Genomic DNA, 23,482 nt, shown 5'->3' with positions numbered 1-23,482 from the left:
GCCTGATTTATCTCAGCGGCGATCGGGCAAAGGCCATATCGAATGATCACGAAGACCATCCTATACATAAAGATAAGGAGATCCAAATATGACCGTTACTTCGATTATCGATCAAATCCGCATTATTGAATACGATCCCTCCTACGCTGCTGCGCTCGCTGATATGTGGAATCGCAGCAATGAAAGTTGGGGAGGCGGCACCAACCAGAGAACAGAGGATACCGTTCGCCGAGAGATGGAGAGTTCATCCAATCTTCATGTATTTCTCGCTGTTCATGAGAATGAGGTTGTTGGTTTCTGCAGTTTCGCCCACTACCGCTTTGACGAGGGTGCCTTATATGTACCCCTATTGAATGTTCGCCCCGATTATCATGGTTATAAAGTAGGACGTAATCTGATCCTGAACGCCGTCCGCAAGACCGTGGAAGCGGGGTGGCCCCGCCTGGATTTGTACACATGGGCGGGCAATACGAAGGCTGTGCCGATGTACAAGAAATGCGGGTTCTTCTGGGAGAAAAAAGATGATAACGTGCACCTCATGAACTTCATCCCGACGATCTTGCAGACCGAAGCACTCGCTCCTTATTTTGAGGAGCTGGATTGGTACGCAGATAGCACGCGTGAACTCGTCATCGAGCCGGATGGCCGACGGGAGAGAGGTTTCGATTTCTTTGAATATACCTGGAGCAAGGGAGATATCTCCCTGCGAGCTGAATTCGAAAAGTCGGGTCGCGGTCTGACGGCTCTCGAAACACCGGATTACGAAATTTCCACAGAGATTGACGATCATGATCTCGTATTTGGTTCCGCATACAAGGTTCGCTATCGAATCAAGAACCGCTCAGCATCCGAGTTGGCGGTCGAGATCAAGGGCCAGAATAACAAAAATATTCGATTTGCGCTGGACGCTGCGCGAGTGATTGCTCCGGGAGAAACGGTAATTGTGGAGGGCGAGTTCCACCTTGATCCGGTTACAGAGGAGCAGAGCCAGAATAAGACCCATCCCGTTGTCACCAGCACATGGCTGATCGGTGGCAGGAAAGCCGAGTTCCGTGTGGGCGTCGCCCCGAAATTTCCGGCCAAGATCAATGCGGCGTTGCCCGTGAAGGAGCTCTATACAGGTATCCCGGCCGAACTGTACCTGAACGTGGAAAATAATTTTGAATCCGAAGCGGAGTTCGCTTTTGACCTGCCTGAGGATGAATTCCTGGAGTGGGCAGAACGCTCGGTACGCTTCACGGTTCCTGCAAAAGGAAAAGCATCTGTGCCGGTGTCCTTTACCTTACAGTCGTATGGTCTATATTCGCGAGAAGTAGAGGTGACGGCTGTTCCGGCAGGCAGGCGGGCGGTCTCTTTCACAACCAAGCTGTCTGTTCTCATGAAAGGAACGGAGGGCCGTTATGGTGGGGAGAACGGGGAACAGTGGGTGGCCGTGAACGGCGCATTCTCCCTCCATATGAGTAAGCAAGATAACAACATGTGGATTGAATACCCTGGTTCACAGCACACGTTTTGGTGGACCTATCCGAAGCTGGGTAAGCCATTTGCAGAAGAGCTTTCCAAGAAACAAGCCAAAGAAGTGAACATCTATCCCGAAGGGGAACATCAGGTTCTCGAAGCACTCTACGAATCGGAAGACTTCCTTGGTTTGCAGATCAAGTCCGTGGTCAAGCTGTCTGCAAATGGGATCGCAGAATTCCACCACGAAATTGAAAATACTCGCAGCGCAGAGCTGGAAGAGAACATGTTTCTAATGACCAGCTTCGGGTTCTACGGTAATCGACTCATTCTTCCGTACCAAGGTCGATATGTGGACATGGGCGACGCTTACGCTGGTGATCCGGGCCATTGGGATAGCAGCCAAATCACGGAGAACTGGCTGTTCTGTAAGGAAGCGTACGGTGCATGCGGTATCTACTGGGACCCTTCGCTGAAGCTGATACGTCCAGAATACACGCTGGGGTTGGAGCATGAGCTTGGCCGAATTCCGGCAGGAGCCGTTGTTCGGACGAAGGCGACCGTATTTGCCTTGAACACCTTTGCCAAGTGGCAGGATTTCCGATCTTTCGCCCGAAAACAGCGGAGTGCATTTGTACCGACGCTGGACAACCATCTTGAACTGGCACTTAGTGGCGGCAATCCGTTTGTTTCAGACGTACTCACAGCGGAATTGATCGAACGAAAAATGGTTCCGCTCGCCGGAAATCTGGAACTGTACGTGCAGAATGGTGGCGAACCTGAGCACTTAGCGGCTGATATGGAATTACACCGAGAGGATGACCTGCGCTCTGCTCAGTTGGAATTCTCCCCTGCTGAGGAAAAGCTTGAGACAGAAGAAGGAGAATTCGGCTGGAAGGTTCGGGCTGTCTATCGAGGTGAGGATCGTGTTCAGGAACGGAACGCCCTCTGGTATCCGCAGACAGGAGCAAACGTTGATCGGGTAATTGAAGAAGGTCCGGCAGGACCCGTTTACACGGTGAGCAATGGAGTTCTCTCCATGGCAGCTGCACCTGGCTTCGGAAGTGTCGTGCATTCCTTGAAGCATCAGGGCGAGGAATGGCTGGACAGTTCGTACCCGGAAGCAGCACCCCGTTCCTGGTGGAATCCATGGTACGGTGGACTTGGTGTGGGTATCCCCGGTATGAACGGTTTCAGCCGCCAGCTGGAGCAGAGAAGCGCGGCTTGGACGGAGCAAAAGGATAATCATGGTAACATCTGGAAAGGGATTCAGATCACAACCCGCATCGAGAAGCATGAAGCGAATCGGGGAATTACGGTACACCAGCATTACCTCATGCTGCCCGGCGTACCTGTACTCTGTGAATTGCATTCGGTGACCAACGAAAGCGGCTTGGCACTGACGGATTACTCGCTAACGGAAGATCATTTCTTCAAGCCTTCGTCTGTCTTTGCTGATGGTTGGCTCGAACACCCCGAGCTAGGACGGTTCCCTCTGGGGAAGGTGGACGCGGGTCTTCAATTGAAGGGGCTCTTGCGTGTTGGGGCGGTTTCGCGTAAGAACATGCTGCATGCAGTAGATGGATATCCAAACCAGAACGCTTCAGCATTTGCGAACAACCAGGTACTTGGTCACAGCGTGCACCAGCATCTGCCTATTCCGAATGGGGATACGGTCTGGATGAAGCCGACCTATCTGATCTTGGGACAAATTCCCCTGAGTCCAGAGGATGTCCGTGACCTTCTGAAGCTAACCTTTGCAACTTCTACCGACGAAAAGGAGGCCTCACATGCCGATCATTGATATTCATATTCATCTGTCAGACATCGACAGCTTTCATCGAACGGCGATCGATTTATCGAAAGTGGATTACTCTGCCGCTGGCCTTAAAGAGGAGTTTGATAAGAACGACGTTATTCTTGGCATCGGAATGGGGGTTACGGAGCAGACGAAGGGAGCATTCCCGGATTCGAGCTCACCCAATCCGATGGGACTCGATTTGGAAGCGACGGTTCCGTCCTTTCTCATGGAATGCGTCGGCATTAATCCAAACCACCTTGGTGGTGAACATGCTCAGGATGAGCTGGACCGGATTGAAGCACGACTGCAAGCGCCTGAGGTAGCTGGGATCAAACTTTATGCTGGATACTATCACCACTATGTGTATGATAAAATCTACACGCCGGTCTATGAGCTGGCAGCCAAGTATAACGTGCCGGTGGTCATTCATACAGGGGATACGTACTCCATGAACGGATTGCTCAAGTACGCACATCCGCTGACCGTGGACGAATTAGCGTTTCAACAGCGCGGCGTGAACTTTATGATCTGTCATCTGGGTGATCCCTGGGTGATGGATGCCGCTGAAGTAGTGGCGAAGAATCCTAACGTTTACGCAGATTTATCCGGTCTCGTTGTCGGGGATCGGCCCCATTTTGAACGGTTTATGAACGAACCCTTGTTCATGGATCATTTCCGTCGAGCCTTGGTATATTCGGATCATTATGAGAAAATGCTGTTCGGAACCGACTGGCCGCTTGCGCCAATTGATCTGTATGCAGAATTCGTCCGCCGACTTGTGCCGGAGCAGCATCATGAAAAGGTATTCTACGAGAATGCCTTTGGGTTATTTCCACGCATTGGGAAGCGGATCGCGGAGCTGGGTTAAGGAAAAGATCCAAAAAATGATCGATAAGCATATCAATACTCTGGATGCGATGTTCGCTCTGAATCATCTATCAAGTTGCTTCTGCCATTTTGTGCTGGCAGGAGCTTTTTTATGATGGATGTCTTTTTCGTATTTTCGAGAAATAGGATTGAAGCCAATCTCCTTTCACAAAGGTTTATAATCGGACATATGGTTGAGTCATATGGGTGTTAATAGTATAATTCGGGGTAATCGGTAATGGATGAATTCTGTGAATATAAATTGAGGATTAAATTGATGGGGGGAACTAATGGATGAATGACAAAACGGAAAACCCCAGTGAAGGCTTGGACCCTCGCGACCACACGGATCGACCTGTGCGCGCCGACGCACAGCGCAACATCAATGCTTTGCTTCAGTCCGCAATGACGGTGTTCGCGACCTCGGGAGTGGATGCTCCGGTGCGGGAGATTGCGGAGAAGGCAGGTGTAGGTGTTGGCACCCTGTATCGTCATTTTCCACAGCGCTCGGATTTGATCGAAGCCGTATTCCGGCAGGAGGTCGATGCCTGTGCAGATGCGGCGGAGAAGCTGTCTGCCCAGTATGAACCCGGTGAGGCCTTGGCGCGATGGATGCAGCGATACGTGGACTTCATAGCGGCCAAGCGTGGACTCGCGGCGGCTCTGCATTCGGGCAACCCGGCATATGAGACCCTGCCTGCTTACTTTGATAAGCGGCTGAATCCTGCGCTGCGAACCTTGCTTGATACTGCTGCTGCTGCTGGTGAGGTGCGTGCTGATGTTGAACCGGATGAATTGCTGCGAGCAGTAGCGAGTCTCTCTGCGGCGGGACATAAGGGCAATGCCATGCAGGCTCGGCAGATGGTTGCTCTGCTTGTAGATGGACTGCGTTATCGTGCGACTCTGTAAGCGAGTGACTGCTGCTGATATTTAAGATTTCAATGCTATCCAGCCATCTGCCCAGTAAAAATAAAGCTTGCGAATCTTCCGATGAATCGAGCTTTCTTTCCAGGCTTGTGGTCCTTGTACGGATTGCACAAAATAAAAAACGGCAGCAGGAACGGGTCAGGTTCCTGCTGCCATAACAAGATATATACGATTGTACAGGGGAGCCATGCAGATGGTTCCTTTTTCTTTTATCGGAGGAATATGTTGATCATGATGATATCGCCGCTGCCAAGTTGATACGATCCATCAATCAGTCAGTTTCCTTATTTGGTTTCGATACGACCCAGTGGGTTGTCGCTCCCTGCCAAAGCCATACATGCAGAATCCCATGCGGAATCTTCCGGATAGAGTTCAGTACGGAGATAAGCCCAGGTGAGTTTCTGAACCGCAGCTACCCGTTCAAGATTCTCATCCGTCGTCTCGGCGACATCGTAGCCGGACACTCCACCGAGTCCGTGCTCTGCGCCGAACAGAGTGAGCAGGGATTTGGGGCCGGGGGAAAGGAAATACGGATCAGTGTGCCAATCCGCGCCCATAACCGTCAGATGACGGGAGTAGTCCTTGTCCCCGGCAACAACGAGCGCGGGTGTTTCCATTTCAGAGAAATCGGTAGTAGAGAAGAAGGAATAATTCTTGATCGTGAATTCACTGAGTGCATCGCCGCCTCTGCCGGGCGCCGCAAGTAGTACGCCAGCCTTGATCCGCGGATCGGCCAAGTTCACTTCTGTTCCGTCATGAGGATCGGTAAGTCGCGCTCCTAGCAGCAGGCTTACGGTATGTCCGCCCATGGAGTGGCCAGCTGCGGCGACTCTATCCCGGTCGAGGCGTCCGAGAAGCTGCGGAACAGTGGACTCGATTGTGTCTAGCTGATCAAGGATATGTGTCATATCCTGAGCCCGGGATCGCCAGTATAACGGCGCCTCGGGATGATCCGAACCGAGGTTCAGCGTTCTCGAACTCAGATGGGTCGGCTGGATTACGACGAATCCATGTGCTGCCCAGAAGCTCGCGAGTGGAGCATATCCGTTCAGTGAGGAGAGATGATTGGATGGACCGTGCCCATGCGAGAGAAGGATGATCGGAAGTTCGCTTCCGGTCGCCGGTGCGGTGACCCGCATTTCCAGGTCTACAGCACGGCCGGGAACTGAAAGTACTACCGGACTGAACGAAAGGACTGGAGCAGGCGTGCTGATTTTGATTTCCATACTCATGGTATCTCCTTTTTTACATTTATTTGGTGTTCAATGTGGCTTTCACATACTTCGAGGCATACTCCTAAGCATTCCGAAATGAATATGATCCCGGCTTGAACTATTCATTCTGATCTATAATCTGATCGTCAATGTATTGTTAAATGATGTGTAATTAAGCTTTATTATAATTTTCAGATCGATGGGATCACCAATGCCTTATTTGGACTCGATACGTCCAAGCGGACTATCGCTCTCTTCCAGAGCTGCGAGAGCTGCCGGCCAGCTGGAATTGTCGAGGTCGAGCGCGTTGCGAAGATAAGCCCACGAGAGCCGTTGGATCAGGGCGACTCGTTCGGGGTTCTCATCCGTCGTTTCCGTGACGCTGTACCCGGAGATTCCGCCAAGCGAGTGCTCTGCCCCGAAGAGGGTGAGCAGGCTCTTGCTGCCCGGGCTCAGGAAGTATGGGTCGGTGAACCAGTCCGGCCCCCGAGTGGACAGTGGGGACTGGTCATGGTCCCCCGCGACCACGAGGGTCGGCGTGCTCATGTCTGCGAAGCTCGGGTTCATGAAGGGGAAGTGCTCAGCCGCGAACGGACTAAGGTCAGCTCCACCCTTGCCAGTCGTGGCAAGCAACACACCCGCCTTGATCCGCGAGTCGGACATGTCCTCTCCCGGTTCGCCGTGGGCATTTATGACTCGGGCGCCGAGCAGCATGCCTACCGTCTGGCCGCCGAAGGAGTGTCCGGCTGCAGCGATGCGGCTGCGATCGAGGCGCCCACTGAGGCCGGGAACGGAAGCTTCAATGAGATCAAGCTGGTCAAGGATGCGCTTCATGTCTTCGACCCGGAAACGCCAGATCAATGGTGTACGGGGATCTTCAGAAGGAAGGTTGAGAGTCCTTGAGTCGAGATGGGTGGGTTGAATGACCACGAAGCCTTGAGAAGCCCAGAAGTCGACCAACGGACCGTAGCCGTCCAATGACCAGCCAAAGCCGTGGGAGAAAAGAATAATAGGCAATTCGCGCCCAATCGCGGGCGCAGACACTCTCACTTGCAAATCCTCATCACGGCCCGGGGCTGATAGCACTACCGGTTTCACCGAGACGACTGGAGTGGACACATTAACCTTGATTTCCATAATAATAGTAGTCTCCTTTTTTGCATAAATTTGTGACTAGCGCCGCCTTGTATGCTAAAGATGAATATAAGCGGAACGTTGTTCCGATTATATACGGAACAACGTTCCGTTTGCAATGTTTTTTTTCAATTAACACTTGTTAAAATTGAAAAAGGACATGCCAAAAGAGGTAATGGAGGTATCATAGGGGAAATAAACCATACATTACCTGAGGGAAAATAATGAATACAACTTATGCCTAACCCGGAATGAGGAGGGGTCAGGAGAACAAAGGTTGAGTTACCATCTTCATGTATTTTTTTAAGTCGTCTTTTGCATGTGGGTGCTGTTCCCAGACACCAAGGCTCCAGCTCATATAACGGATGCCCAGATAACGGGATGCCAGGGAGAAATACTTTACGAACTGCTCATGTGGAATATCGTATCCGTGAGAACTCAGAGCCTCCCGATAAATCTCTACTTGTCTTAAGTGGCTACATCGCAGAGAAATATCGAAGAACACGGAGCCATACCTTGCTTCCTCCCAATCGATAAAATAGACATCCTTATTGTTATGTATCAATACATTGCCGGGGTTCAGATCATTATGGATCATCGTATGTGTATGTTCATCCCTCATCAGAACTTCAAGATCATCTACGATGCTACTTGCAATAGCTTCAATTTTCGATATGATCTGTAATCCAAATTCTTCAATGAATGCCAGGCTTTCAATGGCAGCGTTCCACGAAGGTCTCCAACGATTTTCCATCATATCGATGATGTGATTTCGATCCACAGTAGGTATCCAGGGTAGTTCTTTTTTCGACCCCATGGTGTTTTTGGTAAGAACCTAATTACGGATTGATTATGGATTCGATAGAAGCATAAAATTATTAAGGAATCCCTCTTTTTGAAGAAATACCTCTTCGAATTCTTGTGTTTTCAAATTATAGTAATAGATTCCCCGTTCATGTTTGATGTTTGCATCTACATACTCCCCAAGGAAATAAAAACCTTGTCCATCTTTGGATAAGCACAATTCGCTGCTAGCCTTTATAGGAAGGGAAATATTCGTTCTTTTGCCTGTTCTGATATTCACCATACTGTATTCAATGGGATACTTGTTGATGTGTTTTGCCGTGGCAATCATGATCTGATCTGCACGTGCGGACAGAGTTAAGATTTGTTCCTCATCCAGTTCAATGACCTTACGGGTCTCCATGGAAATAGGATCTATCTCAATAATGCTATGGTTTGGAGGAACCATCGGTGTTTGCGCCTTATTGGACTGCTCCATATGAATATATTGCTCTTCTTCGGAATATTGGATGGCATAGGTTTTGCTCGTTTCAGGGTTAAACGAAATATCCCATGTAGTTGTATCCGAATCCTCGTCATTCAAGATGTTCATTTCTTGCGTGTTCTTATCAAAGAAAATGACTTTGACGGGACGTTCCCCTTTTTTAACAGCTGCCATAACCAATCTATGATCAACGGTATCCGGAATAATTGAATTAATTGCAAATAAGCCTGAGCTTAATTGTTGAATCGTTTGTGTCTGAATATCATAGGAAAACAACTCGTCACCCTTATCTTTTCCTGCTCCTGAATAATAGATGGTGTCATTTGCTAAGGAAGCTACAGTTAAGGGATATTGAGAGTTATAAGGCAAATCAGCTAGTTTAGCTAGAGCCTTCGTTTGGATATCGTATGTGTATGCTCGCATGATCATCCCATCATCGGTATCTGTTCCATTAACATATTCCGTGTTTGTAATTGAAAGATATTCATGTGTTTCTTCTCCTGAACTGCACCCCGCAATGAAGAGAAGTAAAGTCATTACGATTGCAATAAATGGGTAGGATAAAACCTTTCTTTTCATTAACTTTTCACCCTTTTCACTAAAAGAAACGATAGATTAATCCAAGAAAATTATACCTTTATTTTACAAATTGAGTAAAGAAAAAATATTAATAGTTACCTATAGTTCTATTTTTAAATAGATGAATATGAGTTAAAAAAAACATTTTTCAGGGCAAACGTTTTTTCTGCTGAACAATTGATCGATATCTACCGATATAAAGTTAACCCATACAAAATTGGACACTAACATCGTAGAAATGGAAGGTGGATTTATTGTTAATCGCGAAGGCGAGAGAACGCATAATCAATATGTCGTTCAGAGTTAAATTGCCGCTAATGATCAGTTTACTGGTAACCATCGTATTGGCGGTAACAGCGGTATTATCTTACAGCGTAGCAGCAGTCATTACCCTCGACAAAAGCAAGGATGAGATTAAAGCAACCTCCGACCGGATTGGTGCGGGCCTATTCACCTCACTAACGTTGGAAGAACAGTCCACGTTCCTGATCACAACCCATCGCACATTTCTGGATTTGCTGGAGATTCGAAATAGCGAAGGACAGAATGAGGATGCTTTTTTTTCTGAAAATAGTGAACTCGTGGATAAAGCCAATGGCATATTGGCAGAGAGCCTCGCAGGGATGGAAGGCAACAGCAATATCATATTGCTGGACCAGAAAGGCATCATAGTAGCAGCGAACGATCCTGAGGCCCTCGGGGGTGAACGTGCAGATCGTGCGTATTTTCAACAGGCAATTCAAGGCCAGAATGTAATTAGTGAAGGGGTTATCTCCAAATCACTGGGTACGCTGGGTACAGCTTTTGCGATGCCGATCTACGATGAGAACAAGCAAGTAGAGGGCGTGCTTGTATCCACCGCATCAACCTCGTTCTTTGTCAATCAGCTGCAGAATATCGAGATTAATGAAGAGGGAAAAGTCATTATTCTGGACCGTGTGGGTACAGTGATGTTCAATTCGGCGGATGAGAAGATGGCGGGGCAGAAGCTGGAGTCTGGAGAATATCAGTCACTGATTGATCTGCCTTCTAACGAGAAGTTGCAACAAGGCGATGTTAGCACAGAGGACAAAGTCGTCTTTTATTCCAAAATTCCAAGATCGGATTGGACCATCATTGTTGAAGATAAGTTAAGTGATGTACGGAAACCCTTGGTTGCTATGGCCAATAAAATGTATATTGTCCTGTTCAGCGCGATTGCGGTATCTGTCATCGCAGGTATACTGATCTCACTATGGGTTACTAGACCAATTACGAGACTGACTGCATTATTCAAACAACTTGCAGACGGGGATCTGACCGTGCAGGCCAAGGGTAAATATAGCGGAGAATTCAAACAGCTGGTGGACAGCTTTAACACGATGGCGACGGGCAACCAACAGCTGATTTCCAGTATGAATCATTCCATCAGCGTACTGAAAACAAGTACAACCGAACTGGATCATTCCACTCAGCAGACCTCAACTTCCATTGCCGAAACAACGACAACGGCGTTTGAAATTTCACGAGCCATGGAGTCTCAGGCCAATGATACGGAAGCTATCGTGGATAAATTCATGAACGTGGGCAATAAAATTGAGAACGTCAATGAAATGTCACAGTTGGTGAAGCTCAAGGCAGATGAGATTACGGATGCATTCAAGAGCAATCATGAGGTCATTGATGCACTGATTGCGGTGAACGAACAGAACGAGGCCGAAGTAGCCAACATTTCCAAAATCACAGTACAGCTGGCCGAAAGTTCCTCTGGCATTCACCAAATCACAGGTACGATAACCGAGATTGCGAATCAGACGAAACTGCTTGCACTTAATGCCTCCATTGAAGCCGCTAGGGCAGGCGAGCATGGACGTGGCTTCGCCGTCGTTGCATCGGAGATCCGCAAACTGGCGGAACAGACCACAGCTCAATCGGAGGATATCAGCCGGATTGTGATGCAGACGATTGATCATGTCGAGCAGAATAACCGGAGTGTACACGCCATTGAGGCGATTGCTGAACAACATAAGAGCAGTGTAGGCCACACCAAGGAAACGTTCAATTTTGTCACCCAAAATATGAATGAGATGATGGATCAGGTTCAGGCCATTGCCTCCGAGATTGAATCCATTGAACGCGATAAGGATGACGTTATTGGAGCTGCACAGAACTTGTCTGCTTCGGGTGAAGAAGTGTCCGCATCCGTGGAGGAAGTGACCGCGACGATGGAGGAACAGTCAGGCATGACCGAGCATCTGTCAGAGATGGTACAGACCATCGATGGGTTGACCAAACAGCTTGCGGAAGAAGCGTCCCGGTTCAAGATAAAATAAAACAAGATCATGACGACATGTAGCACATGGGATGTTAAAACGGTAACGTTCCTGGTTCAATTCGAACCAGCATAGAACTTAACCTCCAAGCCCTGTTTAGTTAAGGGTAAGGAGGTTTTTATTTTTATAAAAAATGCCTGATGACATCAATTGGATAAATTCATTATGTAAAAAAAGGAGGTTAACAACGAAACATTTACTGTCTTATCCACGTCTGAATAGGAAAGTAATGTAAATTTGGAGTAAGAAGGTGGTAACTTGATGCAAATACGAAGAAAAGTATGCATTTCCTTAATCGCATGTCTCTTATTTATTCCTTCAGTAGCTTTAGCAAAAGAAGCTCAATTGAAGGCACCTGTGGTCAAAGCAGTGAAAGTAAAAAAAATATGTCCTTCAGCCAAGATGGAAAGTGAGAAACAAAAAGTAGATGGAGATAGAACAGTGAAAGAGATAGTGATTCTTGAACCCCTTCAAACGCTCATAGACGAATATAAACTGAATAAAACTGAAGAAAAGATCGAAGTGAGTATTATGCTTAGATATGATCTGAACATATCCAAACAAAACTTTTTGAAAACGAAATTCTCTGCGTTCAAGGATGCTGTCACGGACAAGGAGGGATTTGGAGGATACAGTTTTTTTGCCAAATTGACGATCACCGAAATAGAGGAAGTGAGTACATGGGATGAAGTCTCTACCATTTCACTCCCATCGGACACGGTGTCCATCTATTAAGTATGTTGGATTATGTATACATAGAGCAGGTGAAGTCTATATTTTTCTCTGAGAGTCGTATGAGGGAGTTCTTTTTCAGGAAACGATCAGTTTTAAGCCAACTGCAGCGGGTAACTACACCATAGGTGTCTTGGCTTACGATTCTGCTACGTATGCCTTGGATTGGGCGGGGCAAATATCGATTCCATGACAGATTTTTAGGATGAGAAATTTATAACAAAAGCCGGCCAACCCTTATGGGTGCCGGCTTTTGTCCTATTTGTAGTTTCAAGATCAGTGAGGTTATCGTACGAACCAACTGAGCGGCTGCGGGGCCATGTCTGCCGTGTCGCGAAGATCATGTGCCTTGACATTGCTACCGTAAATCATGGAATCACTGCTCAGTCGGTAGGAAGGGAAACTGTTCTCCGATTGCAGGCGAAGGCAAGGCTCGAAATAAATCTGTTGCTGTTTGTTGATGAGAAAAGGAAGCGAATCGGATTCAATCCGAATGTCATCACTGTCCGGCTCGTTAACAATCAGGAGCACAGCAGTACCATCACATCCGCATCCATCGGTGTCATAAAACAGCTTGAAATAGCCCGGCCGATCTCCCAGCATCGCGTTAAGTCTTGATTCTGCCAGCGGACTGACCTGAATGTTCATAACGTCGTTCACACTCCTCTAATCACCTCGTGAATTCGCTTACAATCTAATATATGGAACAATGGTGTAAAATAGAAGGTGAAAGCAGGCCCAATCCGATGAAAATTATAACGTTAATGGATCATCCGATCGAATGGTTCCATGACCTGAATGCCATCGAAGGAGACGTTGTGATGGAGCCTCGTAGTGAAACCCATTTCATCGCAATTCCTTATCTGGTATGATAAGCAGGAAAAATAGAGAAAAAGGAAGGTTCCGCTATGACACCGATCACCATATATGATATCGCCAAAGAAGCGAACGTATCCGTATCCACGGTCTCCCGGGTACTGAATGATACGGCACCCGTGCGTGCGAGCACGAGGGAGAAGATTATGTCCATTATTGAAAAACACCAGTTTCAGCCCAACGCACAGGCGCGCAGTCTGATCAAGAAAGAGACGGGCACCATTGCCATTATCCTGCCGGACATTACGAATCCGTTCTTTCCGGAAGTGTTCTGGGGTGCAGAGAACGAGGCACGCGGATTGGGGTATACGTTCTTTTTGTGCAACACCGCAGGGGATTACAGCCGGGAGTCCGAATACTTATCCATTTTGCGTGAGAAGCGGGTGGACGGCATTATTTTTCTAGGTGGACGAATCAATATGCAAGTCTGTCCGGATGACATGGCCCAGGAATTGATCGATATGGGTAAACGCATGCCAATCGTGCTGGTCAATGGCAATATTGCCAAAGGCGGATTCCATCGGGTGTATACGGATGAAGGTGCAGGCGCAGCTCTTGCAGCGGAACATCTGCTGGAACTTGGACATCGGGATATTGCTTTTGTGGGCGGGCTGAGGGAGTTGTCCACCACGATGGTCAAGGTCAAGGCTGTTCAGAAGAAACTCCGTGAACATGGGCTCGAAATTCCAAAAGAACGCCAGATGCTCGGCAGTTTTTCCATTGAAGACGGCAAACGTGAAATGGCAAAGCTGCTGGATCGGGACAATCCGCCCACGGGGGTCATCTGCGTGAATGATTACACGGCCATTGGTGCAATCAAGGCAACCATTGAACATGGGTTGTCGATTCCCAAGGATATTTCGATCGTCGGCTTTGATGATACGCCGCTTGCCAGCGCGGTAATACCCGAATTAACAACGGTATCCCAGAATACGTATCAGCTGGGTAAGCTAGCCGTGGATAAGCTGCACGAACTGATTAATCAGGGCAATCCAAAGAAGCAGACGATCCTCCAACCAGAGCTAATCATCCGTCAAAGTACAGGGCCTGCATCACGATAACGGTCCGATATATGGAAAAAGAAAGCGTTGACATTTTCTCAAAGGGTGAAATATAATGAGTGCGTGAATGAAACCCCTTTCATAACGTGGAGCGGGTTTTAATTTTAAGGTTTATGAAACCCATTTCATGAAATGGGTTTCAGTAAAGTTCTTCCATTCATTATATTAGGGGGCGTACCGTATGAGAAGAAGTTTAAAGGTCATTTCGTTAGTGATGCTGGTCATGATTATGGGTCTGACAGCCTGTAGCAACAAGGACAATGGCAGTTCAGCTGGGGGGTCTGGTGGCAAAGTTGATCTGAGCATGACGATCTGGGGTTCCGAGGACGAGAAGAAGATTTATCAGGAACGGCTCGACATTGTAAAACAAACGTATCCCGATATTAACGTGAAGCTGAACGTGGTAGCCGGGGACTATGACCAGAAGGTACAAACGATGATCGCCGGGGGAACTGCACCGGACATCATGATGATTGCCGAGAACTATCAGGCGTACGCCTCCAAAAATCAGATTGTTCCATTGGATGACATGATCAAGGCGAATAATGTGAACATGGCCGAGCGCTATTCCGATGATATCGCAAACCTGATGAAGTTTGACGGCAAGCAGTTTGGTATGCCGGACCGCGCAGGCGCAATGGTTCTCTTTTATAACAAGGATCTGTTCGACAAAGCCGGGGTTGAATATCCGACCAAGGAATGGACCCAGGAAGATCTGCTCGCCGCTGCTCAGAAGCTGACAGTGAAGGAGAACGGCAAAACGGTTCAATGGGGGTACTACCCAGGCAGCTGGTGGCCGCAATGGATGCAGTTGATCTACCAAAACGGTGGTTCACTGTTCGATGAGAGCGGCAAACCTACCTTTAATACCGAACCTGTACGTAAAGCGCTGCAATTCATGAATGATCTGACCTTCACGCATGGCGTGGGACCAACACCAACGGAAATTGCCGACATGGGAAATATCGGTGCTGACCCATTGTTCGCCCAAGGCAAGATTGCCATGGAAACGACGGGATTCTGGAATATTGGATCACTTGCCAAGGTGGAAGGCATCAATTGGGACATATCTCCGATATGGGGTGAGACCAACGCATTCTTCAATGGCTTCACGATTACGAACGCATCCAAGCATAAGGAAGAGGCATTCAAAATCATTGAAGCGTTGACTACACCTGAAGCACAATTGCCGATGATCAAAGCGGGTCAGGATGCCCCTGCAACGAAGGCGGGTCTGTCCAGTGATGAGTTCCTGAATGCCGAGTATGGCGGCAAGAAAATCAACATGGCTGCTTTCAGCGAGTCCACCATCTACGCAGAACCGTTCAATCCGCAGTGGAATGAAATGATGAAGCTGATTAATGACAAGCTGGGTGTCTACTTCAACAATAAAGCTTCATTGGATGATACCGTAACCGAGATTCAGAGTGGGCTGGAGAGAATCTACAAATAGCATCGACAGGGGACAGGCGGAATTCGGCATGAATCCGGGTTCCGTCTGCTCGCTTCGTCATGGGAGGGCTTAACGTGAAGAAAAAGGACGGGAAATGGTTTTATATCTTCATCTCGCCTTGGCTGATCGGGTTCCTTGGACTTACTCTGGGTCCGATCCTGTTTTCCATCTACATGAGCTTCACCAATTGGGACCTGTTCCAGTCCCCTGAATTCATCGGAGTGGACAATTACAAAACGCTGTTGACCGATGATCCGATCTTCTGGAAGTCGGTAGGCAATACCTTCTTCTATGCGCTGATCTCGATTCCGCTGGGCATGTCGATCTCGCTATGGATCGCCTATTACCTGAACAAGAAGATCAAGGGAATCACCTTCTTCCGCATCCTGTTCTATCTGCCTTCCGTCGTGCCTGTGGTGGCGAGCTCCTTGCTCTTCATCCATCTGCTTGCTCCGACGGAAGGGTTGATCAACCAGGCGCTTGCTATCTTCGGCATTGAGGGCCCGGCCTGGCTACTGGATCCGAATTGGGTTAAACCTGCTTTGATCCTCATGTCCTTATGGGGCGTCGGTGGCGGCGTGGTACTGCTTCTGGCGGGAATGAAAGGTATTCCGCAGGAGCTGTACGAGGCCGCCGCCATCGATGGGGCGAAGAGTTCGCAATCCTTCTTTCACATTACATTTCCAATGCTCACTCCCGTCATCTTCTTCAATCTCGTGACCGGGATGATCGGGGCGCTTCAGACCTTCGCGCAGGTGTTCATCGTTACTGCCGGGGGACCTGATAATGCAAGCCAGATGGTTGTTCCCTACCTGTTCCAGAACGCATTCCAGTTCTACAAAATGGGATATGCATCAGCCATTGCCTGGGTGCTGTTCATCATCATCATGGCGCTGACCCTGGTTGTGTTCCGTTCATCGGCGCTATGGGTGCACTACGAGGAGGGAAAAGCGAATGAGTAATCCATCCACTGTGGAGAAGACGATATCCTATATTTTTCTGATTCTGGTCGGGGTACTGCTTGCTTCTCCGTTCCTGTACATGATCTCCATCGCACTGGCGAGTGACGCAACAACCGTGAAATCGGCCTTTACCTTTGTACCGCTGGAGTTCCAATGGTCCAATTTCTACACGATCTTCACCAATAATAATCTGGGTACCTATCTGAAAAATTCAGTCATTATTACCGTGATTACCATTATCGGATCGGTATTGTCAGCTTCGGTCGTATCTTATGGCTTCGCCCGTATCAAGGCGAGAGGCAGTCGGTTCTTGTTTATTGTTTTGCTCAGTACGATGATGATTCCGGGTGAAGTGACGATGGTACCGCAGTTCATCATCTTCCGTCATCTGGACTGGATCAATACATTCTATCCGCTGATCGTACCGAGTTTCTTTGCGGGAGCGTTCAACGTATTCCTCATCCGGCAATTTGTCATGAGCATTCCAAAATCACTGGATGAAGCCGCCATGATCGACGGTATGGGACATCCGGGAATCTACTGGAAGATTATCATGCCGCTGACCTATCCCATTCTGGCCGCCATCGCCATTTTCTCATTTTCCTATAACTGGGGGAATTTCATGGGGCCGCTCATTTACATCAATGATCCGGAGAAAATGCCACTCGCACTCGGTGTTCAGCTTTTGACCACAGTAGGTGGCGGACAGATGCCGCCATGGAACCTGGTTATGATTGCTTCGCTGTTCCTGACCATTCCGATGGTGCTGGTGTATCTGTTCGGACAGCGCTATGTCTATGAAGCGAATATCAGCGGCGGCAGCAGTGGAATCAAGTAACGGGAGGTGCAGCAGTGCAGAACAAGCCAAACGTGAAAGCCAGTGACCGAATACGATACGGCATATGGGGAAAGGGTTGCATGAATCATGGATGATAACAACCCCCCTTTTGAGAACGACAGGAAGGATAACAAGGATAATACCAAGCATGATTACAAGAATCTGATCCAGACTGACAGGAATGAACATGACAAACAACGCAGGTGGCGCAGCCGGAGCTACATCCTGATAGGTGTCGCCCTGATCGCGCTGCTCGCGGGAGGAGGAATTACCATCAATCATTTTACCAGTGAATCATCCAAAACACTTACATTCCAAGGGGAGCCGGTACGTCTAAAGTTAGAGCAGTCCTATGACCATTTTGAAGGCTGGGGTACATCGCTTGCGTGGTGGGCCAACGATCTGGGTGGCTGGAAAGATCAAGCCAAAGTCAGTGAAGTGATGGATTTGGTATTTGACGCAGAGAAAGGGCTGGGCCTGAATATTGTCCGCTACAATATTGGTGGTGAGGAGAACCCCGAGATGAAGGCGCTTCGGCCCGGAGGGGATATTCCCGGATTTCAGCCTGAACCTGGAGAATGGGACTGGGGGGCAGATGCAGGCCAGCGGGCTGTATTGCAGGGTTCTCTGGAACGTGGGGTCAACATTACGGAGGCATTCTCCAATTCACCACCTTACTGGATGACGATCAGTGGCTCGGTTACGGGGGCTGTGGACGGCAGCAACAATCTGCGGGAGGATCAGTATGATGCGTTTGCCGATTATCTGACCGAAGTCGTGAAGCATTATCGCGATGAGTGGGGCATTACGTTCCGCACACTTGACCCACTCAATGAACCATCCTCGGACTGGTGGAAGAAAGGCAACATGCAGGAAGGCAGTCATTTTACCAACGATAAACAGGCCGAGATTATCAAGAAGGTTGCGACATCGCTCAAAAGTAAAGGACTGGACGGGACGGTCATCAGTGCTGCGGACGATAACAGCATTGACGAGACGGTGTACAATTTCAGCCTCTATGATCAGGATACGCTCGATGTGATCGCCCAGATTAATACCCATTCTTATAATGGAAGCAAAATGGAGGAACTGCGCACATTGGCTGAACGGCATGGCAAGAAGCTGTGGATGTCCGAGTACGGAACGGGTGGCAGCGAGCCGCACAGTCATGAGGACATGACTTCCGTGCAGGAACTGGCGGAGCGTATTATGTTCGATCTGAAAATCATGCAGCCATCCGCCTGGGTCTATTGGCAGGCCGTTGAAGATGAAGGCGCCAATAATAACTGGGGCTTCATTCATGCCAACTTTAATGGAGAAGAACAGTACGAGATGACGAAACAGTATTATGGCATGGCCCAATTTACGAAGTTCATCCGTCCAGGCGCAACGATTATTCCAACGGATGATGGACGAACACTGGCCGCATATGATCCTGCTAATCAAAGGCTGGTGCTGGTGATCCGCAATGAGTTATCTGCCGGAACCACAGCATTTGAACTGGGTGCATTTGACCACAGCAACACTTCCACAGCACAGGTGTACCAGACGTCATCCGTTCGGAACATGGAGCAGCTTGAAGATGTTCCGGTATACACCAATGGACTGGAAGTGCCTACAACGGACAATTCCATAACAACCGTTGTATTGGAAGGCGTAACATTGCAAGCTAACTGAGGGTTAATCAACATATCATTTTCTGTCATCGCAGTGATGAACTCAAACACAGAGAAGGAGGGCCTATCTTTGACAGAGAAACCATCCCTTTTGCTTCAAAAGCAGGAGAAGAATACACAGACCAGGGCTGAGCACAGTCTTCGATCTGAACTGACTTACGATCAGCGCAGCTTCATTATGAATGGAGAACGAGTATTTCTGAACAGTGCCACCATTCATTATTTCCGCATGCCGAGGGAGGAATGGCGGGAAGTATTAATGAAGGCGAAGCTGGCTGGCATGAATTGCATTGATACCTATTTTGCCTGGAACGTGCATGAACCCGAGGAAGGACAATGGTCGTTCGAAGGAGACCATGATTGCGGGGCTTTTCTGGACCTCTGTGCAGAGTTGGGCATGTACGTAATCACAAGACCGGGACCGTTCATTTGCGCCGAATGGGACTTTGGTGGTTTCCCGTATTGGCTGGAGACGAAACAGGGAATCAGGTTCCGACAAAACAATGAAGCCTATCTGCATTATGTGGATCTGTATTTTGACCGGATCATTCCAATCATCCGCAAGCGCCAGCTATCTGCCGGAGGCACTGTCATTCTCGTACAGGTCGAGAACGAATACGGGTATTTGATGGATGATGCAGCAGCGAGTGCCCATATGAACCATCTTCGGGACAGTTTGCTTCAGCGCGGGATCGACGTACCGCTTATCACCTGTGTCGGCGGGGCGGAAGGCACAATTGAAGGTGCGAATTTCTGGTCAGGGGCTGACGGGCATTATGCGAAGCTTCGGGAGAAGCAGCCGGATACACCGAAGGTTGTGACAGAATTCTGGACCGGCTGGTTTGAGAACTGGGGCGGCCCTTCGGCCATTCAGAAGACACCAGCCTTGCTGGAGAAACGCATCATGGAAATTCTCCGCGCCGGGTACACCGGAATCAGTTATTACATGTTCTACGGCGGGACCAACTTTGGCGGATACGGTGGCAGAACCGTGGGCAGCAGTGATATTTTCATGATTACCTCCTACGATTATGATGCGCCGTTGAATGAGTACGGGAGGGTAACGGATAAGTACGCTGTAGCCAAGACGTTATCTTATTTCGTCCATGCATTTGGAGCATTATTGATGGAGACGGAGGAAGTACCGGCAGAGCAGATCAAGGTACGTCATCCGCAAGGCGTTTCTGTACGAGGCAGGTGTAAAGGCAATGAGAAGATATGGTTCCTGGAGAGTCACAAGGATGAGCGGGAGACGTTCCATGTCACGCTGGAGGAAGGCCGGACAATTCCTGTGGCCCTGAACCCAGGGCAGATTATTCCGATACTGGACAGAATAGAGATTGCCGAGCATGTATACCTGACAGGCGGCACGATGATCACAGGCAATGAAGTGGTGAACGGAGAATTGACCCTGTTCATCGCTGCAGAGGCGGGACAGCGGTCAGTCGTGGAACTGGAAACGGACGTCTTGAATGTACGAGGCAGCAGCATCCAGGTGTTGGTTGATCATGATCCGGTCAGAGAGGTCTATCGTTTCGATTTGGTTCATTTCCGTGAGCCGGGCATCATTCATCTGGAGGCAAGCGGTGTACCCATTCGGTTTGTGGTTCTGGACAAGGAAATGATGGATCGCACGTGGAGAATCGATGGAGGAGGCGAGCCGGATCAGTTACGTTATGCCATCGGATTTGATGATGTAGACGTCTCCTCTTCCGGGCAGGTCACGGGTATGATCTCTGATCCGAATCGGACCATTATGCTTCTCGGCAGCTGGACTGGTGGAGAACAGACGTTGATTGGACATGAGTTTATATACGGAGAAGCAAACGATTCACAGAGCGGCATACCGGATGAACATGTTGTGGAGTTATCCGCAGCAATTCGTCACTCTCCGTTCATTAGGCCGCCAATGCCACCGAAACTGTCTGATTCCCCTGACCTGGCACGTGTGACCTTGACAGCACAGCAGGGTTCTTCGAGTGGTCAACCCGAACATTTTTCCCAGTACGGACAGGATTTTGGGTATCTGTTATACGAGTGCGACTTCGACAGCTCAGTGAATGGAATCACCACCCTTATTCTGCCGGATCTCCAGGATACGGCTAGAATATATGTCAACCATGTTGAGCAGGCGCTGGTACGTCAAGTGGGTGCAGCGGGAATGCAAGTGCAGGCGAACAAAGGAAAGAATACACTCCAAGTGCTGGTACAGCATATGGGCAGGCTGAATTTTTCTCCATATTTGGGTGAAAGCAAAGGTCTGGCAGGATCTGTGTACATCGGTGGTTCTGTTCAGGATATACGAAGGAATTGGCATACGGAGCAAGGGGTCGTTCACCTCGATGAAGTGAATGATCATCATCTTCAGGAAGCCCGGCTACTGAGCAGAACCTTTACACTGGATGGCATGGATCGAGCCATTCTCGTTGGAGCCGTCAGCCAAGGATTGCGCATTAATGGCATGGATGTGCCGATGGAAGGGTATCAGGACTGGTTTTCGTTCGACACATTGGATCTTTCCCTTTATTTACGACCGGGGGAGATCAATACGCTGGAGATGCCTTACAGCAGAACACCGCTCAATCGACTGGAACTGATCCTTTACCGGAGTGAAAATGAATTGAAGGATTGGCGTATGGCGGGTACGGATGCCTTGCTGCCGCAACAATGGGAGACATATGAGGCATCGAATAAGTCAGGTCATCTCCAAACGCATGGGCAGACTGCTGACTATAGTGGCAACCGAAGTGCCACTCCAGTGGGAAATGGTTCGAACGGTCAGCCAGTCTGGTATCGCTGGCAATTCTCCAAGTCAGCAGTACCAGGACACTACCGGGTGAACCTGATGCTTCGCCTTACCGGGATGAGCAAGGGAACACTTCATCTGAATGGCCACCATCTGGGTCGTTACTGGCAGATCGGTCCGCAGGAGGATTACAAAATTCCGGTATCCTGGCTGCAGGAGGAGAATGAACTGCTGTTGTTTGATGAGGAAGGGCGGGCGCCAGAACGGGTGCGCTTATTGTATGACAACTTGTCCCAGTATCCATGGGTTGTGGTCGAATAGATCATCTTTATTTGTAACACGTACAACGGAAATAGATAGCTTCTCCTTAGTCGTATCATTCTTTTAGCAGGGACTGCTCGGATGATTGAGTCTATAGATTCTGAATCTCCGGGCAGCTCGGTTAAAGTAAATGTGCGACGAAGATAGCTGCAATCATTTATTGGAACCGTTTACATAAAGGGGTGGGATAAGGTGAACTGGACGTTTGTCCGCAATGTTACGCTATCTACACCTACCACGATTGCACATACCTGGGCACCGGAATGGTTCAAGGACAGCAATGGCAGTCTGAACATCATCGTGTCCATCTCCCCAGGAAATTATGAGAACTTCAAACCTTATGTCATCACGGCAATCAATGCAACGCTGTCTTCCACAACATGGTCTGCGGCCACAGAGCTTGCAGGCATTGCACCCAACTACATCGATACCTTCATCGTCAAGACAGGCTCCACCTATCATGCATTTACCAAGAATGAGACCACCAAGTATATCGAATATGCTACGGCTACTTCCCTCGCTGGACCTTACACGTTCAAAGGGACAGGAGATTGGGCAGGATGGGGTTCCTGGGTAGAGGGGCCTGCGCTTGTCCAGCTCGATAACGGTTCTTGGCGAATCTATTTTGACGGTTATTCCACCCAAAAATATTACTACAGCGACTCTGTCGACGGGTTTCAGACGTGGAGTGCAAAGCAGGAGATTGCAGGTCTGACCGGGTTGGTTCGGCACATGACTGTGCTCAAGGAGACAGGACAACCGGGCGATATTCGACGGCTGGAATCGTACAATGTTCCAGGCAGCTATATTCGCCATTACAACTATCAGGCAAGAATAGATGCCAATGTCAGCCCAGCGGAGGACGCACAGTTTCGCATCGTTCCTGGACTAGCTGATTCATCTGGGATTTCGTTCGAGTCGATCAATTATCCAGGCTACTTCCTGAGGCATTACAACGATGGGATTGTACTTGTAAAAAATGATGGCTCTGCAACCTTCAAAAGTGATGCCACGTTCAAACGTGTTAATGGTCTTGCCAATTCTTCCTGGACGTCTTACCAATCATTGAATTACCCAAACCGGTATTTAAGACATGTGAACAACATGCTGCGGTTGGAACCGATCGTAACGGCGGTTGACAAGTCAGACGCTACTTTCAGGGAGTTTGCACAGTAATCCTCTGAAATCTTCTATATAAATTGAACTCATTTATCTCGATGAAAAATGGAAATTATTT

At 48.7% G+C, this 23,482-nt stretch carries 18 protein-coding genes; 13 read left to right on the top strand and 5 right to left on the bottom strand.

Going from position 1 to position 23,482, the window contains the following annotated elements:
• Positions 1-88: 88 nt before the first annotated feature.
• From JNUCC31_RS06490 to JNUCC31_RS06480, 3 genes are all read left to right on the top strand, one after another.
• On the top strand, positions 89-3,262 hold the full coding sequence (locus JNUCC31_RS06490; protein WP_192269737.1) for a GNAT family N-acetyltransferase: 3,174 nt from the start codon (positions 89-91) through the stop codon (positions 3,260-3,262).
• Entirely contained in the window at positions 3,249-4,127 is an 879-nt protein-coding gene (locus tag JNUCC31_RS06485; protein ID WP_192269734.1) for an amidohydrolase family protein, read from the top strand. The genes JNUCC31_RS06490 and JNUCC31_RS06485 overlap by 14 nt, the downstream gene beginning before the upstream one ends.
• Positions 4,128-4,420: 293 nt before the next feature.
• Positions 4,421-5,035 carry a TetR/AcrR family transcriptional regulator gene (locus JNUCC31_RS06480; protein WP_192269731.1) on the top strand — a complete coding sequence of 205 codons (615 nt, stop codon included), beginning with the start codon at positions 4,421-4,423 and terminating at the stop codon, positions 5,033-5,035.
• 302 nt (positions 5,036-5,337) lie between these two features.
• Here the strand turns inward: JNUCC31_RS06480 and JNUCC31_RS06475 are convergent, their stop codons facing one another.
• The 4 genes from JNUCC31_RS06475 to JNUCC31_RS06460 form a co-directional block, all read right to left on the bottom strand.
• Positions 5,338-6,285: an alpha/beta hydrolase family protein gene (locus tag JNUCC31_RS06475; protein ID WP_228469547.1), complete on the bottom strand. Its 948-nt coding sequence runs from the start codon at positions 6,283-6,285 to the stop codon at positions 5,338-5,340.
• 198 nt (positions 6,286-6,483) lie between these two features.
• On the bottom strand, positions 6,484-7,404 hold the full coding sequence (locus tag JNUCC31_RS06470; protein WP_192269728.1) for an alpha/beta hydrolase family protein: 921 nt from the start codon (positions 7,402-7,404) through the stop codon (positions 6,484-6,486).
• 259 nt (positions 7,405-7,663) lie between these two features.
• Entirely contained in the window at positions 7,664-8,158 is a 495-nt protein-coding gene (locus JNUCC31_RS06465) for a phosphotransferase family protein (protein ID WP_228469546.1), read from the bottom strand.
• 93 nt (positions 8,159-8,251) lie between these two features.
• Positions 8,252-9,268: a hypothetical protein gene (locus JNUCC31_RS06460; RefSeq protein WP_192269723.1), complete on the bottom strand. Its 1,017-nt coding sequence runs from the start codon at positions 9,266-9,268 to the stop codon at positions 8,252-8,254.
• A gap of 254 nt (positions 9,269-9,522) precedes the next feature.
• Here JNUCC31_RS06460 and JNUCC31_RS06455 point away from each other — a divergent pair, with 254 nt between their 5' ends.
• Positions 9,523-11,580 (top strand): methyl-accepting chemotaxis protein, encoded by a 2,058-nt coding sequence (locus JNUCC31_RS06455; protein ID WP_192269721.1) that lies wholly within the window; start codon positions 9,523-9,525, stop codon positions 11,578-11,580.
• Positions 11,581-11,841: 261 nt separating this feature from the next.
• Positions 11,842-12,315 (top strand): hypothetical protein, encoded by a 474-nt coding sequence (locus JNUCC31_RS06450; protein ID WP_192269719.1) that lies wholly within the window; start codon positions 11,842-11,844, stop codon positions 12,313-12,315.
• A 282-nt stretch (positions 12,316-12,597) separates the two neighbouring features.
• Here the strand turns inward: JNUCC31_RS06450 and JNUCC31_RS06445 are convergent, their stop codons facing one another.
• Positions 12,598-12,960, bottom strand: a complete 363-nt coding sequence (locus JNUCC31_RS06445; protein WP_192272815.1) for an iron-sulfur cluster biosynthesis family protein — start codon at positions 12,958-12,960, stop codon at positions 12,598-12,600.
• A gap of 98 nt (positions 12,961-13,058) precedes the next feature.
• Here JNUCC31_RS06445 and JNUCC31_RS33760 point away from each other — a divergent pair, with 98 nt between their 5' ends.
• The 8 genes from JNUCC31_RS33760 to JNUCC31_RS06410 all read left to right on the top strand — a co-directional run bounded on the left by JNUCC31_RS33760 (position 13,059) and on the right by JNUCC31_RS06410 (position 23,421).
• Positions 13,059-13,184, top strand: a complete 126-nt coding sequence (locus tag JNUCC31_RS33760) for a hypothetical protein (RefSeq protein ID WP_267132500.1) — start codon at positions 13,059-13,061, stop codon at positions 13,182-13,184.
• A 36-nt stretch (positions 13,185-13,220) separates the two neighbouring features.
• Positions 13,221-14,249, top strand: a complete 1,029-nt coding sequence (locus JNUCC31_RS06440) for a LacI family DNA-binding transcriptional regulator (protein ID WP_192269717.1) — start codon at positions 13,221-13,223, stop codon at positions 14,247-14,249.
• A 181-nt stretch (positions 14,250-14,430) separates the two neighbouring features.
• Positions 14,431-15,702, top strand: a complete 1,272-nt coding sequence (locus JNUCC31_RS06435; protein WP_192269715.1) for an ABC transporter substrate-binding protein — start codon at positions 14,431-14,433, stop codon at positions 15,700-15,702.
• A gap of 74 nt (positions 15,703-15,776) precedes the next feature.
• On the top strand, positions 15,777-16,664 hold the full coding sequence (locus tag JNUCC31_RS06430; RefSeq protein WP_192269713.1) for a carbohydrate ABC transporter permease: 888 nt from the start codon (positions 15,777-15,779) through the stop codon (positions 16,662-16,664).
• Positions 16,657-17,502, top strand: coding sequence for a carbohydrate ABC transporter permease (locus tag JNUCC31_RS06425; protein WP_192269711.1), 846 nt, complete (start codon positions 16,657-16,659; stop codon positions 17,500-17,502). The genes JNUCC31_RS06430 and JNUCC31_RS06425 overlap by 8 nt, the downstream gene beginning before the upstream one ends.
• A gap of 87 nt (positions 17,503-17,589) precedes the next feature.
• Positions 17,590-19,179 carry a glycoside hydrolase family 30 protein gene (locus JNUCC31_RS06420; protein ID WP_228469545.1) on the top strand — a complete coding sequence of 530 codons (1,590 nt, stop codon included), beginning with the start codon at positions 17,590-17,592 and terminating at the stop codon, positions 19,177-19,179.
• A gap of 69 nt (positions 19,180-19,248) precedes the next feature.
• Positions 19,249-22,245, top strand: a complete 2,997-nt coding sequence (locus JNUCC31_RS06415; protein ID WP_192269708.1) for a beta-galactosidase — start codon at positions 19,249-19,251, stop codon at positions 22,243-22,245.
• A gap of 192 nt (positions 22,246-22,437) precedes the next feature.
• Positions 22,438-23,421, top strand: a complete 984-nt coding sequence (locus JNUCC31_RS06410; protein ID WP_228469544.1) for a glycoside hydrolase family 43 protein — start codon at positions 22,438-22,440, stop codon at positions 23,419-23,421.
• The last annotated feature ends 61 nt before the right edge of the window (positions 23,422-23,482 follow it).

This window comes from Paenibacillus sp. JNUCC-31 (assembly GCF_014844075.1).
In the GTDB taxonomy this organism is placed as follows: Bacteria; Bacillota; Bacilli; order Paenibacillales; family Paenibacillaceae; genus Paenibacillus.
This window is presented reverse-complemented; position numbering and strand designations above follow the sequence as displayed.

Bases quoted from the DNA above. Each gene is read 5' to 3' on its own strand.
- JNUCC31_RS06470 (WP_192269728.1), bottom strand. From the start codon at position 7,404: ATGGAAATCAAGGTTAATGTGTCCACTCCAGTCGTCTCGGTGAAACCG.
- JNUCC31_RS06460 (WP_192269723.1), bottom strand. From the start codon at position 9,268: ATGAAAAGAAAGGTTTTATCCTACCCATTTATTGCAATCGTAATGACT.
- JNUCC31_RS33760 (WP_267132500.1), top strand. From the start codon at position 13,059: ATGAAAATTATAACGTTAATGGATCATCCGATCGAATGGTTCCATGAC.
- JNUCC31_RS06450 (WP_192269719.1), top strand. From the start codon at position 11,842: ATGCAAATACGAAGAAAAGTATGCATTTCCTTAATCGCATGTCTCTTA.
- JNUCC31_RS06425 (WP_192269711.1), top strand. From the start codon at position 16,657: ATGAGTAATCCATCCACTGTGGAGAAGACGATATCCTATATTTTTCTG.
- JNUCC31_RS06435 (WP_192269715.1), top strand. From the start codon at position 14,431: ATGAGAAGAAGTTTAAAGGTCATTTCGTTAGTGATGCTGGTCATGATT.
- JNUCC31_RS06475 (WP_228469547.1), bottom strand. From the start codon at position 6,285: ATGAGTATGGAAATCAAAATCAGCACGCCTGCTCCAGTCCTTTCGTTC.
- JNUCC31_RS06465 (WP_228469546.1), bottom strand. From the start codon at position 8,158: ATGATGGAAAATCGTTGGAGACCTTCGTGGAACGCTGCCATTGAAAGC.
- JNUCC31_RS06445 (WP_192272815.1), bottom strand. From the start codon at position 12,960: ATGAACATTCAGGTCAGTCCGCTGGCAGAATCAAGACTTAACGCGATG.
- JNUCC31_RS06420 (WP_228469545.1), top strand. From the start codon at position 17,590: ATGGATGATAACAACCCCCCTTTTGAGAACGACAGGAAGGATAACAAG.
- JNUCC31_RS06485 (WP_192269734.1), top strand. From the start codon at position 3,249: ATGCCGATCATTGATATTCATATTCATCTGTCAGACATCGACAGCTTT.
- JNUCC31_RS06480 (WP_192269731.1), top strand. From the start codon at position 4,421: ATGAATGACAAAACGGAAAACCCCAGTGAAGGCTTGGACCCTCGCGAC.
- JNUCC31_RS06490 (WP_192269737.1), top strand. From the start codon at position 89: ATGACCGTTACTTCGATTATCGATCAAATCCGCATTATTGAATACGAT.
- JNUCC31_RS06440 (WP_192269717.1), top strand. From the start codon at position 13,221: ATGACACCGATCACCATATATGATATCGCCAAAGAAGCGAACGTATCC.